This window comes from Aurantiacibacter hainanensis (assembly GCF_036321025.1).
Lineage (GTDB): Bacteria > Pseudomonadota > Alphaproteobacteria > Sphingomonadales > Sphingomonadaceae > Alteraurantiacibacter > Alteraurantiacibacter hainanensis.
In genome coordinates, this window is the sequence record NZ_JAZAPB010000002.1 from 45,639 (window position 1) to 59,713 (window position 14,075).

Consider the following 14,075-nt stretch of genomic DNA (forward strand, 5'->3'; position numbering starts at 1 on the left):
TGGGCGCGGGCGGCCGGGCGGCTAACAGGCCCGGCCTGTCCGAAGCAATAAAACACCCGCCTCAAGACCCTGAAGAGACAATGTCAGATTACGACCAAACCGCCGCGGAAGCCCAGTCGCGGATCGACAGCGCCGCCGATCTCAACGCGCTGGAAGCCCTGCGCGTCGAGTACCTCGGCAAGCAGGGCAGCATCTCCGCGCTGCTGAAGACACTTGGCAAGATGAGCCCGGAGGAGCGGCAGGAGAAGGCGCCGGCCATCCAGGGCTTGCGGCAATCGGTGGCGGATGGCCTCGCCTCGCGCAAGGAAGAGCTTGAAGCGGCAGAGCTCGAGGCTCGCCTCGCCACTGAAACTCTCGACCTGACCCTTCCGGCCCCGAGCGCTCCCGTGGGCAGCGTGCACCCGGTGAGCCAGGTGATGGACGAGCTGGCAGAGATTTTCGCCGACCTCGGGTTCGCTGTCGCCACCGGCCCCGAGATCGAGGATGACTGGTACAACTTCACGGCGCTCAACATGCCGGAAAGCCACCCGGCGCGCGCGATGCACGACACGTTCTATTTCCCCGACACCGCTCCCAAGGGCGGCAAGATGCTGCTGCGCACGCACACCAGTCCAGTGCAGGTGCGCACCATGCTCGAGAAGGGTGCGCCGCTGCGCATCATCGCGCCGGGCCGCGTCTATCGCAGCGACAGCGACGCCACCCACACGCCCATGTTCCACCAGGTGGAAGGCCTTGTCATCGACAAGGGTATCCATCTCGGCCACCTGAAGTGGACGCTCGAGACCTTCCTGAAGGCGTTCTTCGAGACTGAGGACATCGTGCTGCGTCTTCGGCCCAGCTACTTTCCCTTCACCGAACCATCGGTGGAAGTCGACGTGGGCTTCGCCATCGAGAACGGGAAACGCGTCCTCGGCGGCAGCGGCGACGAACCCGGCCATGGCTGGATGGAACTTCTGGGCAGCGGCATGGTCAATCGCCGCGTGATCGAATTTGCCGGCCTCGATCCGGACGAGTGGCAGGGATTTGCCTGGGGGCTTGGCGTCGATCGCCTGGCCATGCTGAAATACGGGATGGATGACCTGCGCGCCTTCTTCGATGGCGATACGCGCTGGCTGTCGCACTACGGGTTCAGCCCGTTCGACCAGCCGACGCTTTCCGCCGGTGTGGGAGCGCAGCCATGAAGTTCTCGCTGGAATGGCTCACCTATTTCCTCGAAACCGATGCCGGCGTCGCGGAAATCGCCGAAAAGCTGAATGCCATCGGCATCGAGGTGGAGGATATCGAGAACCCGGCCGAGATGCTGGAAGGCTTTCGCGTGGCCGAAGTGCTTACGGCAAGGCCCCATCCCGATGCCGACCGCCTGCAGGTCCTCACCGTCACTACGGGCGAGGGCGATCCGTTGCAGGTCGTCTGCGGTGCGCCCAATGCGCGCGCCGGGATGAAGGGCGTGCTCGGCCTGCCCGGTGCCGAGGTGCCAGCCAACGGCATGAAGCTGCGCAAGTCCGAGATCCGCGGCGTCGAGAGCAATGGCATGATGTGCTCCGTGCGCGAACTGGAGCTGGGTGACGATCACGAAGGCATCATCGAACTGCCCGAAGATGCGCCCGTCGGAGAGAGTTTCGCCGATTATCACGGCGCATCACCCGTCTTCGACGTGGCGATCACGCCGAACCGACCCGACTGCATGGGCGTATACGGCATTGCCCGCGATCTCGCGGCGGCAGGCGTGGGGACGCTGAAGCCCCTGCGCGAGCACGAGATCGAGGCGACGTTCGAGTGCCCGGTGGAAATCCGTACCGACGATCCGGAAGGTTGCCCGGCCTTCTATGGCCGCGTGGTCCGGGGCGTCAGCAATGGCGCCAGCCCGGAGTGGATGCAGAAACGCCTGATGGCGGCAGGCCAGCGCCCGATCAGCGCCATCGTCGATATCACCAACTACATGATGCTCGCCTTCGGCCGCCCGGCCCACGCCTACGACCTTGCCAAGCTGTCCGGCCCGGTCGTCGCTCGCCGCGCGAAGGATGGCGAGCAGGTGCTGGCGCTGAACGAGAAGACCTACACGCTGGATTCCAGCATGACGGTGATCGCGGACGACAATGGCGTGCACGACATCGCCGGTATCATGGGCGGAGAGTATTCGTCCGTGCAGCCGGAAACCACCGACGTGCTGCTGGAGATCGCCTATTTCGATCCCGAGCATATCGGGGTGACGGGCCGCAAGCTGGGTCTGGCCAGCGATGCGCGCACCCGCTTCGAACGCGGTGTGGACCCGGCCTGGCTGGACGAAGGTCTCGAAAGCCTTACCAGCCTGATCCAGAGGTTCTGCGGCGGCGAGGCATCCGAAATCGTGCGTGCAGGCTCGCCGCCTGCCGATCCTCAGGTCATCGCTTTCGATCCCGGCCTGACCGCGCGACTGGGCGGCGTCGAAGTTGCCGAGGACGAGCAGCGCCGCATTCTCGAGGCGCTCGAATTCTCGGTCGGCTCCGACTGGCGGGTCACCTGCCCGCCGCGTCGTCATGACATCGAAGGCCCGGCCGATCTCGTCGAGGAAGTCGTTCGCATCCACGGCCTCGACAACGTGAAAAGCACGCCGCTGCCGCGCATCGATGGCGTGGCGCGCCCCACCGCCACGCCGATGCAGGCGCTGGAACGGCGCCTGCGCCGCGCCGCCGCCGCGCGAGGTATGAACGAGGCCGTGACGTGGTCATTCCTGCCCACCGACCAGGCCCGGCATTTTGCCGATGACGAGGCGCTGTGGGTGCTCGACAACCCGATCAGCGAGGACATGAAAGTCATGCGTCCCTCGCTCATCCCCGGCTTGCTGAGCGCGGCCAAGCGCAATTCCGATCGCGGCGCCCCGGGTTCGCGCCTGTTCGAGATCGGCCGCCGCTACTTCCGCGCCAAGGATGGCTCGAGCGACGAACGCCCCACGCTGGCCGTCCTGCTGGCGGGCGAGAAAACGCCGCGGGGTTGGTCCGCCGGCAAGGCCGAGCCATTCGATGCCTTCGACGGCAAGGCCGAGGCCGAGGCGCTGCTGGCCCAGGCCGGCGCGCCGGTCGACAAGCTGATGGTGATGGGCGAAGCGGGCGGCCAGTTCCACCCCGGCCAGTCCGCGACCATGCGGCTCGGCCCCAAGAACGTTCTGGCGCGCTTCGGGGCGCTGCATCCTGCCACGCTCGACGCGTTCGACATTGGCGGACCGGTCGTGGCCGTGGAAATCTATCTCGACGCCATCCCGCAGAAGAAGGGCAAGGGCGGCTTCGAGAAACCTCACTTCGCGCCGCCCGCCCTGCAATCGGTGGAGCGCGACTTCGCCTTCCTCGTTCCTGCCGACTGTCCGGCGGGAGACCTCCTGCGTGCGGTGAAGGGGGCGGACAAGGCCAACATCGTCGATGCCCGCGTGTTCGACGTGTTCGAAGGCGAGGGCGTTCCCGAGGGGAAGAAATCCATCGCCATCGAGGTGACGCTGCAGCCGGGTGAGAAGAGCTACAAGGACGAGGAGCTGAAGGCGATCAGCGACAAGGTGATTGCCGCTGCAGCAAACCAGGGCGCGGAGCTGCGTGGGTAGGACGCTGCTGCCCCTCGGCCTGCTTCTGGCAGGGTGCACCACCGGCTCCGGACCCGTGGGCGTGTGCACGATGGCAAGCGCGGATCAGGCCTGGCTCGAAGGGGCGCTTTCCCAGTGGCAGGTGGCGGAACAGCAGTGGCTGGACCTTCCCCCGGCACCCTTGCCGCAGGTCGTGGCCATCGATTCCGCCTGCACCTATACCATGCCCGAAGGGCAGGTGGCCCTGGCGGAGGGGGTGCCGCACGGCGGCGAGAGCGTCGATCTGGGCAATTTCGAAGTGCCGCTCGGACCCATCGCATTCGCCGACGGATCGGGGCGCTTCGTGATGAGCCTTCCCAGCGTGTGGCGCGCCGCGGGTATTTCCAGCAGCATCGATTTCGAAGTCTTCCTCGAAGGGGTCATGCTGCACGAGATCATGCACACGCGGCAGTCGACCCTCGCCAGCGATGCGCTGGGTGCCATCGAGGCGCGCCATCCCGATTTCAGGATCAGCGATGATCTGGTGCAGGACACCTTCTCGGACGATCCCGCCTATGTCGGCCTCTACGAGACGGAGCGCGACACGCTCTTCGCCGCGGCTGCCGCGCCCGACGATGAGACGGCCCGCTACCTGGCGGGCGAAGCCCTCGGCCTGATGCGCCAGCGGCGGGCCATGTACTTCCACGACGCGCGGGATTTCTATGCCGAACTGGAAGATGTTTTCCTGACGATGGAGGGCATGGGCCAGTTCATGATGCTCAGCCATTTCCGCAACCAGCCGGGCGTCTCGGCGGAACTCGCCCTGCGAGAAGCCCTGTCGGGCGATTACTGGACGCAGAACCAGGGCCTCGCGCTGTGGCTCGTTCTCGACCGACTCTTGCCCGACTGGCGCGAGCGGGCGTTCCGCGAACCGGACTGGCGCGCCGAGCAGTTGCTGGCCGCAGCCGTCGCGGGCTAATTCGGTAGACCGAGAAGGCGGCGACTGGTAGCGGCGCCCCCACCATGCCCTCATCGACCAACTCCCGCCGCACGTTCGCGATCATCTCGCACCCAGACGCGGGCAAGACCACGCTGACCGAAAAGCTGCTGCTGCAGGGCGGCGCGATCCACCTTGCCGGCGAGGTGAAGGCACGCGGCGCAGCCCGGCGCGCGCGCTCGGACTGGATGAAGATCGAGCAGCAGCGCGGTATCTCGGTCACGTCCAGCGTGATGACCTTCGAGAAGGAATACGAAGACGAGACGATCACCTTCAACCTGCTCGACACGCCGGGGCACGAGGATTTCTCGGAAGACACCTACCGCACGCTGACCGCCGTCGATTCCGCGATCATGGTGATCGATGCCGCGAAGGGTATCGAGCCGCAGACGCGCAAGCTGTTCGAGGTCTGCCGGTTGCGCTCGGTGCCGATCATCACCTTCGTCAACAAGGTGGACCGCGAGGGCCGCGATCCCTTCGAGACGCTGGACGAAGTGGCCGACATGCTGGCGCTCGACGTTTCGCCGCAGATGTGGCCCATCGGCATGGGCGGACTGTTCGAAGGCCTGCTGGATTTTCGCACCGGCGAGGTGGCCCGGCCCGAAGGCGGCTCCAACGAGTATCTCGGCAAGCGCGACGCAGGTGCCGACATTCCCGAGCAGTACGAGGAAGAGGCGGAACTGGCCAGGGTCGGTTATCCCGAATTCGACCTGGAGGCCTATCGCAACGGCGACCTGACGCCGGTCTATTTCGGCTCCGCCCTGAAGAACTTCGGCGTGGCGGAACTGATTGACGCGATCGCCCGCTACGCTCCGCCGCCGCGTCCGCAACCTGCTGGCGACGAGAAGATCGGCCCTGATCACGACGAGGTCAGCGGCTTCATCTTCAAGGTGCAGGCCAACATGGATCCCAACCATCGTGACCGCATCGCCTTCATGCGGCAGGTGTCAGGGACGTTCAAACGCGGGATGAAGCTGATACCGAGCGGTCTGGGAAAGCCCATCGCGGTGCACTCTCCCATCCTGTTCTTCGCACAGGACCGCGAGATCGCCGATACGGCCCTTCCCGGCGACATCATCGGCATTCCGAACCATGGCACGCTGCGCGTGGGCGATACGCTGTCCGAAAAGAACACGATCCGGTTTACCGGGCTGCCCAACTTCGCGCCGGAAATCCTGCGCCGCGTGAGGCTGAAGGATCCCACCAAGACCAAGCAGTTGAGAAAGGCGCTGGACGATCTTTCCGAGGAAGGCGTGATCCAGGTCTTCTACCCGGAGATCGGCGGCACCAGCATCGTCGGCGTGGTCGGTCAGTTGCAGCTGGACGTTCTCGTCTCCCGGCTTTCGCAGGAATACAAGGTCGATGCTGGGCTGGAGGATTCGCCCTTCGCCACCGCGCGCTGGCTGAAAGGCAGCGACGAGGCCCTGCGCGAATTCGAACGTTTCAACCAGGGTAATCTGGCGAAGGATCGCGACGGCGATCTGGTGTTCATGGCTAAGAGCGCGTGGGACGTGGGCTACCAGGAAGAGAAGAACCCCGATCTGAAATTCTCCGCCACCAAGGAGCGGTAAGGCCCTGCACGAACCTGACGAAGTTGACAACGAGAGCAGGCCTTTTCCTGGCCGCCTCGGTGCAGGAAAGCGCCGCACCATGCTTCCGCCAGCGCCGAGAATGAAGTAACTTCCCGGCATGGCCGACTTCTTCGACTCCCTGAACGCCAAGCATATCGCGATGATCGAGGCCCAGCCGGTCTTCTTCGTCGCCACTGCCGCTGCCGACGCGCGCATCAACCTCTCGCCCAAGGGCTACGACGCCTTTCGGGTGCTCTCGCCCACGCGGGCCGGCTATCTCGACCTCGGCGGCTCGGGCAACGAGACCAATGCCCACCTGCTGGCCGATGGACGCATCACGCTGATGTTCTGCAATTTCCAGCAGCCCGCGCTGATCCTGCGCATCTATGGCAGGGGCAAGCCGGTCCTGCCGTGGGAAGCCGGCTGGGACGAGATCGCGCAGCATTTCACCCTGCTTCCCGGCACGCGGCAGATCTTCGATATCGAGGTGGAAAGCGTGCAGACAAGCTGCGGGTGGGGCGTGCCCTTCATGCAGTTCGAGAAGGAGCGCAACACGCTGATCAAGGCGCACAGCAACGCCGATCCGCAGGAGTGGGCGGGCAAGGTCAAGCGTCGCCGGGAAAGCATCGACGGACTGCCGACCCGCCCCACAGATCGCTACATCGCCGGAAAGGCGACCAAACCCGCCGAATGACGCGGCTGACGTTCGCCAGCTACAACATCCACAAGGGCGTCGGGGCCGACCGGCGCCGCGATCCCGATCGCATCGTCGAGGTGATCGAGGAACTGGGTGCCGACATCATCGCGCTGCAGGAAGTGGACGAACGCTTCGGCACGCGCCGGGCAGTGCTGGACCGGGACGCGCTGAAGGACTGCGGCTGGCAGATCGTCGCTCGCCCCACCAAGCCCGCCAGCATGGGCTGGCACGGCAACGCCCTGCTGGTGCGCGAAGGGATCGGGATCGGCAAGCTGGAAGCGGAGACGCTGCCGCAGATCGAGCCGCGCGGGGCGTTGCGGGTAAAGCTGCACCCGGGCTCCTACGAAATCTGCGTTACCTCCATGCACCTCGACCTTTCGGGGCTGCGGCGCAAGCGGCAGTTCGCGCACCTGTGCAACAATTCGCGCGCACCCGGCCTGCCCGCGGTGATGCTGGGCGACTGCAACGAATGGATCCGCCCGATCGGGGGAGAGCGCGGGCTCGCCGCGCACTGGGAGATGGTGGAGCCCGGACGCAGCTTTCCGGCGCGGCGGCCACTGCTGCCGCTCGACCGGCTGATGCACACGCCGCACTGGCAGTGCGAGGACGCCGTCGTGCACACCAGCCCACTGGCGCGGCAGGCGTCGGACCACCTGCCCATAAAGGTGACGCTGGCGCTGCACGAATCTTAGGCACCGTGCCTGAGATTTAGGCGACCGGTCGGCTTTCACGCGCGACGAATTGCGCCAACATCCCGAAAACTAACGTTTCGTTGCGTCTGGCACGGCGGTTGCATTGCAATCGTGCGGCCGGGAGCGACCCGGCAAGTCATAGGGGTCAGGGATGAAATTCGTCATCGCCATCATCAAACCATTCAAGCTCGACGAAGTGCGAGAAGCGCTCGCCGGGCTCGGCGTCGCCGGCATGACCGTGTCGGAAGTGAAGGGCTTCGGTCGCCAGAAGGGGCAGACCGAGATCTACCGCGGTGCCGAGTACTCGGTGAACATGCTGCCGAAGGTGAAGCTGGAGATCGCCGTGAGCGACGAGCTGATGCCGAAGGTCGTCGAGACCATCCAGGAAACCGCCAGCACGCAAAGCATCGGCGACGGGAAGATCTTCGTGCTCGAACTCGCTTCGACCACGCGCATCCGCACCGGCGAAACCGACGAAACCGCGCTTTGATCAGGGGGTCTGACAGAATGAAAAACGCAATTCTCAAACTGGGTGCCGTCGTCGCGACGACTGCGCTTGCAACCAGTCCGGCTCTCGCGGCTCCGGCTGCCGATGCCGCAGCCGCAGTGGCGGCTGATGCCGTGAGCGGCGGAACCGCTTATATCTTCAACACGCTGCTGTTCCTCATCGGCGGCTTCCTGGTGATGTGGATGGCGGCAGGCTTCGCCATGCTGGAGGCGGGCCTCGTCCGCGCCAAGAACACCTCCACCCAGTGCCTCAAGAACATCGGTCTCTATTCGATTGCCGGCCTGATGTTCTGGATCATCGGCTACAACATCGCCTATCCGGGCGACTTCAACGGCTACATCGGCGGCTTCAGCGGCTGGTATCCGATGCAGGACGTCGGCGCTGCCGACCTCGAGACGGGCTATTCTGTCGCTTCCGACTGGTTCTTCCAGATGGTCTTCTGCGCCACCACAGCCTCGATCGTCTCCGGCACACTGGCCGAACGCATCAAGATCGTGCCCTTCTTCATCTTCGTCACCGTGCTTACCGGCGTGATCTACCCGGTCGTGGTGAGCTGGGAATGGGGCGGCGGCTTCCTCGATCAGATGGACTTCTCCGACTTTGCCGGCTCCACCCTGGTCCACTCGACCGGCGGCTGGGCTGCCCTGATCGGCGCCATCATCCTTGGTCCGCGCCTCGGCCGCTACGTCGATGGCAAGGTGAACGTCTTCCCCGGCACGAACATTCCGCTCGCCACGCTGGGCACCTTCATCCTGTGGCTCGGCTGGTTCGGCTTCAACGGCGCATCGCAGCTGGCGATGGGCACCGTGGGCGACGTGTCGGACGTGTCGAAGATTTTCGTCAACACCAACATGGCCGCCTGCGCCGGCGTGGTGACCGCGATCATCCTGACGCAGCTGCGCTACGGCAAGGCTGACGTCACCATGGCACTGAACGGCGCGCTGGCCGGCCTCGTCTCGATCACCGCCGAGCCGCTCATGCCGTCCGTCGGAACCTCGATCATCATCGGCGCCATCGGCGGCCTGATCGTGGTCTTCACCGTGCCGCTGCTCGACAAGCTGAAGATCGATGACGTCGTCGGCGCGATCCCGGTCCACCTCTTCGCCGGTATCTGGGGCACGCTGGCCGTCGCCATCAGCTACCCGGAGATCCTGGGTGCGCAGGTCGCGGGTATCGTTGCCACCGCCGTCTGGGTCTCGGTCGCCTCGGGCATCGTCTGGATCGTCCTGAAGATGACCATGGGCCTGCGTCCTTCCGAGGAAGTCGAGATCGCCGGTCTCGACATCCACGAGACCGGTGTCGAAGCCTATCCGGATCTCGCCCACAAGGCCTGATCCTCACCGAATTGGCGGGGGCGGGACCTCTCTCCTCCTCTCCCCCCGACCCCGCCAACATTCGTTCCTCCTGCGAACGTACAACTCCAACGGGCCGGAGCTTCCATGCTCCGGCCCCTTTTTTTGTGTTCCACTTTTCTGTTGCCAGCCGCCCCGTGTGATCGGTTACATGGGGCAACGAGTTCGCCGGACCTGGCGAGCGGATAGAGAAATTCAGGGGGTCACCGCATGAAAATGGTCGTCGCAGTCATCAAGCCGTTCAAGCTGGAAGAAGTGCGCGAGGCCCTGGCCGCCATCGGCGTCGCCGGCATGACCGTGTGCGAGGCAAAGGGGTTCGGACGGCAGAAGGGGCAGACCGAGATCTATCGTGGCGCGGAATATGCCGTGAACATGCTGCCCAAGGTGCGGCTGGAGATCGTGACGGGCGATGAAATGGCGCCCCGCATCGTGGAAACCATTCGTAACGCCGCCAACACGGAGACCATCGGCGATGGCAAGATCTTCGTCATCGACGTGGGCGAGGTGACCCGCATCCGCACCGGAGAAACCGGCGAACTGGCGATTTGACGGCGCAATTTCAGGAAAGCCGAACCTGCGCCGTCGCTAACATCGAAAATGTGACTTTCGCGCAACAAGACGTCGCGGAGAAACGCGATATTCGGATAAATCTCTGAATCAGGACGATTAATTTTCGTTTAGGCTGTGCGAGAACCGGCGAGTCATTATTCCGACGCAAATGGAACCCGCCAAAGGCCGAGGGGTACTGCAAGGGAAACCGTTGCCACGGACTCGTGTGGGTTTTATGCCATGCTCGGAACAATGTGAGGGAATTCAATGATGCGTAAAAGTGCATTGGCAATCGGCGTCGCCGCAAGTGCGATCGCCGCGCCGGCCATGGCCCGCGATGGCGAAGGCTACGCCGGCGTAGATGTCGGCGCCGTCGTCTTCGATGAGACCGATCTCGAAATTTTCGCCCTGCCCGACTCCGAGGTCGACTATGACCTCGGCTGGGAACTGGGCGGCGTCGCCGGTTACGACTGGGGACCGATCCGCACCGAGCTGGAAGTTTCCTACAAGGAAGCGGATACGCAGGACATCACCGCCGTCGCCGTCAACGCCCCGACCCCGCCGGACTCGATCGGCTATCCGGGCGAACAGCGTCTGACATCGGTCATGGCCAACGGGCTCTTCGATTTCGGTGGTAACGATGGCAAGGTCGCCTTCTCCGCCGGTGGCGGCTTCGGCCACACCTGGATGGGCGTCGACACCTTCAACCCCGTCCAGCCGGGCGGCCAGCTGTTCGACGACGAAGATCATGCGTGGTCCTGGCAGGCTATCGCACAGGTTCGCCTGCCGCTTACGGACGTGGCCGAACTGGGCCTGAAGTACCGCTATCTCGACACCGGCGATTTCCAGATCACCGACACGCTTGGTCGCGATGTGGAGTACGATATCCAGTCGCACTCTGCGCTGCTGAGCCTGCTGTTCAACTTCGGCGGATCGGAAGAAGCTCCCCCGCCGCCTCCTCCGCCTCCCCCGCCGCCGCCTCCCCCGCCGCCTCCGCCTCCGCCGCCTCCCCCGCCGCCTCCGCCTGCGCCGGTTTGCGAGCAGGGCCCCTATGTCGTGTTCTTCGACTGGGACGAGGCGAACATCACGCCGGAAGCGGCCACGGTGCTCAACTCCGCCATCACCGCCTACGGCGATTGCGGTACTGCGGCGATCATGCTGGCCGGTCACACCGACCGTTCGGGCACGGTCCAGTACAACATGGGCCTGGCAGAGCGTCGCAATGAATCGGTGCAGGAATACCTCACCGGCCGTGGCATCCCCGCCGGTCGTATCTCGACCGAAGCCTTTGGCGAGAGCATGCCCCGCGTGCCGACCGCCGATGGTGTTCGCGAACTGCAGAACCGCCGCGTGGAAATCACTTACGGTCCGGGTTCGGGCATGTAAGTTCACACGGACCGAACAACGAGAAGGGCCGGGAGCGATCCCGGCCCTTTTTGTTTGGCCTCGGCTAATCGCCTTTTTCTGAGCGCTCCCAACGGCTTCGGATCATGTCGGACGTCTCGCGGCTGCCGTCATGGCTCCAGCCCGGTTCGCGCCACATGTAGGAAAGCTTGTGGCGCCAGGGCGCGCGCCACACGTCTCGCGTGATACCGATCCATTCGTGGAACACCGCGTACAGCAGGTTGAAGCTGCCCAGCTGGCTGACGATACCGTAGCGGATGCGATCCCTGTCATCCTCGGGCGCAAAGGTGCCGAACATCCTGTCCCACACGATGAAGGTGCCGGCGTAGTTTCGGTCGAGATAGCGCGCGTTTACGGCATGATGCACGCGGTGGTGAGAAGGCGTGTTCATCACCGCCTCGAACCAGTCCGGCAGGCGCTTCACCGCCTCGGTATGGATCCAGAACTGGTAGATCAGGTTCAATCCCGCGCAGACGAGGATCATGCCGGGCTCGAACCCCACCACGGCCAGCGGCAGGCGGAAAATGAAGGACAGGGCTATGAAGCCCGTCCAGCTCTGACGCAGCGCGGTGGAGAGATTGTAGTGCTGGCTGGAATGATGGTTCACGTGCGCAGCCCAGAACCAGCGAACGCGGTGGGCGCTGCGGTGAAAGACGTAGTAGGCCAGATCGTCGAGCACGAAACACAGCGGCCACGCCCACCACGCCCAGCCGATGGACAATGGAGAAAGGTCGTGCGCCCACACCAGCAGCGCCGCCGTGAAGCCGCCCGTCAGCGCGCCGGCCACCGTGCTGCCCAGGCCAATGGCGAGTGACGTCCCGGTATCGCGCCATTCATAGGCATGGTGCGCGCCCGCCCGGCGCGACCACAGCAATTCGCCGATGATCAGTGCCACGAAGACGGGTATCGCGTAGGTGACCGGGTCGAAGGACATCAGCCGCTATTAGCATCGCTGTCAGTAGTGGCCCAGCCCCCGGCGTCCTCGCCCAGAAAAAGCGTCGGACTGGCTAGCCCCTCTATGACCAGCCGACCATCGCGCGCCACGACCGTCGTACCTGCTGGGATCGGCCGCACGATGAACTGGCTTCCATGTGGCACCAGCAGAGCAAGGCGTCCCTCGTCATCGCGCGCTATGGCGCCGCGTCCCTCGGCATCCAGCGCGATCTCGACCGGCTCGAACCCGCCGGGCGCGAGGCGGAACAGATGACGCGCTTCCTCGATCGTCTTGATCTGTCCGTCTTTTCGGAAGCCGAGGAAATAGGTGAGCGCCACAAGCGTCGCGACCGCCGCCAGCGAACCTGCGAACTGCGCAAACTCGCTTCCCATAACCTAATGGCCGGCTTTGGCCGCCAGTATGTCCAGCATGGGAATGATCGGCGAGATGTCGTAGCCCGCTCCCTGAGCGGCGCGCGCCAGTTCAGCCGGATCCGCGCCCTGGCTGGCACGCGCCAGCGCCCACAGGAAGGTGGAACGCGTTCCCGATCGGCAATAGGCAAGCACCTTGCCATCCGCTTCAGCCAGAGCCCCTGCCATGGCCTCCACCTGCGTCTCTCTGAAGCCCGAGTGCCCCACAGGGATGGCCATGTAGGCGAGGCCACTTTCCTTCGCGGCCGATTCGATCACGGAGCCAGCCGGTTGACCTTCCTCCTCCCCATCGGGACGGTTGTTGATTACCAGCGAGAAACCTTCGTCCGCCGCCTTCGACACGTCTCCCGTGCCGATCTGCGGACTGGCCCACATGCTGTCGCTCAACTGACGGAAATCTGACATTGGAATCCTTTCTCGGGCAGCGATTTGCCATTGTCGGGGTATCCGCCATGCATTGCTGCAAGCTGCCTCTCACGACAAGTCCGCGCCCCCTCTCGGGGTAGTAACAGACCCGTAATCTTAAATCATTCGCGTCTCGCCGGTTTCTCCGTTATAAACCCTAGTCGAGGTGACGGGGCAGGTTCGTCATTTCCGGTCGGCGAGAACTTCGCTCGCGTCGCTGGCTGGTGTTTCAGGGCGGGATTGAAGGTTTTACGTATACATGGGTTATGATCGAGGACGTCGCGGTCGGGGACGCGACAAGCGGGACAATATCGGTGAAGAAGGGTTCGATCCCTTCATGGACGGACCTCCGCCCATGGACGGCGGTGGCTGGCGCGATGGCGGCAATGACCGTTTTGGCGGCGGCGGCGGCGGTGGCCGCTTCAACGACGATCGCGGCGGCGGCTTCGGCGGCAATGACCGTGGCGGTGGTTTCGGCGGCGGTGGCGGTGGCGGCCGTGGGGCTCCCCGTGGCGGCGGAATGCCTGCCCAGGTCGTCGGAACGGGCCAGGGCAAGGTAAAGTTTTTCAACGCGCAGAAGGGCTTCGGCTTCATTCAGCGCGACGAGGGCGGAGAGGACGTTTTCGTTCACATCAGCCAAGTCGAACGTGCCGGGCTGGAAGGCCTTGCCGAGGGGCAGGAACTGCAATTCAATCTCGTCGATCGTGGCGGCAAGGTTTCGGCCGCCGACCTTCAGGTCGTGGGCGATGTGATTGCACCGCAGCCCAAGGCACCGCAGCGCGAACTCACCGGCGAAAAGGCCGTCGGCACGGTCAAGTTCTTCAACACCATGAAGGGCTTCGGCTTCATCACCCGCGATGACGGCAAGGATGATGCCTTCGTACACATCAGCGCAGTGGAGCGTTCGGGCCTTCCCGGCATTGCCGAAGGCGACCGATTCGAATTCGACCTTGAGGTCGATCGACGAGGCAAGTACTCGGCCGTAAACCTGGTGCCGGTGCAGGGCTGA

14 protein-coding genes are annotated in these 14,075 nt (G+C 64.4%); 11 read left to right on the top strand and 3 right to left on the bottom strand.

The features are described 5' to 3' along the window. The first annotated feature begins 80 nt into the window (after nt 1-80). From pheS to AAA989_RS07755, 10 genes are all read left to right on the top strand, one after another. A complete protein-coding gene (gene pheS / locus AAA989_RS07710; protein WP_338242258.1) occupies nt 81-1,181 on the top strand; it encodes a phenylalanine--tRNA ligase subunit alpha in 1,101 nt (366 codons plus the stop codon). Beyond that, nucleotides 1,178-3,568, top strand: coding sequence for a phenylalanine--tRNA ligase subunit beta (pheT, locus tag AAA989_RS07715; protein ID WP_338242260.1), 2,391 nt, complete (start codon nt 1,178-1,180; stop codon nt 3,566-3,568). Before pheS ends, pheT begins: the two co-directional genes overlap by 4 nt. Further along, nucleotides 3,561-4,505 (top strand): hypothetical protein, encoded by a 945-nt coding sequence (locus AAA989_RS07720; RefSeq protein WP_338242262.1) that lies wholly within the window; start codon nt 3,561-3,563, stop codon nt 4,503-4,505. Before pheT ends, AAA989_RS07720 begins: the two co-directional genes overlap by 8 nt. 44 nt (nt 4,506-4,549) lie before the next feature. Further along, the gene (locus AAA989_RS07725; RefSeq protein WP_338242264.1) at nt 4,550-6,094 is read left to right on the top strand and encodes a peptide chain release factor 3; all 1,545 of its coding nucleotides are present in this window, start codon (nt 4,550-4,552) and stop codon (nt 6,092-6,094) included. A 118-nt stretch (nt 6,095-6,212) separates the two neighbouring features. Then, a complete protein-coding gene (locus tag AAA989_RS07730; protein WP_338242266.1) occupies nt 6,213-6,788 on the top strand; it encodes a pyridoxamine 5'-phosphate oxidase family protein in 576 nt (191 codons plus the stop codon). Continuing rightward, nucleotides 6,785-7,483: an endonuclease/exonuclease/phosphatase family protein gene (locus AAA989_RS07735; protein ID WP_338242268.1), complete on the top strand. Its 699-nt coding sequence runs from the start codon at nt 6,785-6,787 to the stop codon at nt 7,481-7,483. Before AAA989_RS07730 ends, AAA989_RS07735 begins: the two co-directional genes overlap by 4 nt. Nucleotides 7,484-7,634: 151 nt before the next feature. After that, the gene (locus tag AAA989_RS07740; RefSeq protein ID WP_120076376.1) at nt 7,635-7,973 is read left to right on the top strand and encodes a P-II family nitrogen regulator; all 339 of its coding nucleotides are present in this window, start codon (nt 7,635-7,637) and stop codon (nt 7,971-7,973) included. Between the two features lie 17 nt (nt 7,974-7,990). Continuing rightward, nucleotides 7,991-9,325: an ammonium transporter gene (gene amt / locus AAA989_RS07745; protein WP_338242271.1), complete on the top strand. Its 1,335-nt coding sequence runs from the start codon at nt 7,991-7,993 to the stop codon at nt 9,323-9,325. A 228-nt stretch (nt 9,326-9,553) separates the two neighbouring features. Then, nucleotides 9,554-9,892, top strand: coding sequence for a P-II family nitrogen regulator (locus AAA989_RS07750; RefSeq protein ID WP_338242273.1), 339 nt, complete (start codon nt 9,554-9,556; stop codon nt 9,890-9,892). Between the two features lie 267 nt (nt 9,893-10,159). After that, complete coding sequence (locus AAA989_RS07755) at nt 10,160-11,278, top strand: OmpA family protein (RefSeq protein WP_338242275.1); 1,119 nt, start codon at nt 10,160-10,162, stop codon at nt 11,276-11,278. Nucleotides 11,279-11,342: 64 nt separating this feature from the next. On the opposite strand, the gene AAA989_RS07760 is transcribed toward AAA989_RS07755, so the two are convergent. The 3 genes from AAA989_RS07760 to AAA989_RS07770 are packed head-to-tail and all read right to left on the bottom strand — an operon-like array spanning nt 11,343 to nt 13,066. Continuing rightward, nucleotides 11,343-12,233, bottom strand: coding sequence for a sterol desaturase family protein (locus tag AAA989_RS07760; protein ID WP_434781451.1), 891 nt, complete (start codon nt 12,231-12,233; stop codon nt 11,343-11,345). Then, nucleotides 12,230-12,622, bottom strand: a complete 393-nt coding sequence (locus AAA989_RS07765; protein WP_338242287.1) for a hypothetical protein — start codon at nt 12,620-12,622, stop codon at nt 12,230-12,232. The genes AAA989_RS07760 and AAA989_RS07765 overlap by 4 nt, the downstream gene beginning before the upstream one ends. Nucleotides 12,623-12,625: 3 nt before the next feature. Continuing rightward, nucleotides 12,626-13,066: a protein tyrosine phosphatase family protein gene (locus AAA989_RS07770; RefSeq protein ID WP_338242288.1), complete on the bottom strand. Its 441-nt coding sequence runs from the start codon at nt 13,064-13,066 to the stop codon at nt 12,626-12,628. 259 nt (nt 13,067-13,325) lie between these two features. Here AAA989_RS07770 and AAA989_RS07775 point away from each other — a divergent pair, with 259 nt between their 5' ends. Continuing rightward, nucleotides 13,326-14,075, top strand: a complete 750-nt coding sequence (locus tag AAA989_RS07775; RefSeq protein ID WP_338242289.1) for a cold-shock protein — start codon at nt 13,326-13,328, stop codon at nt 14,073-14,075.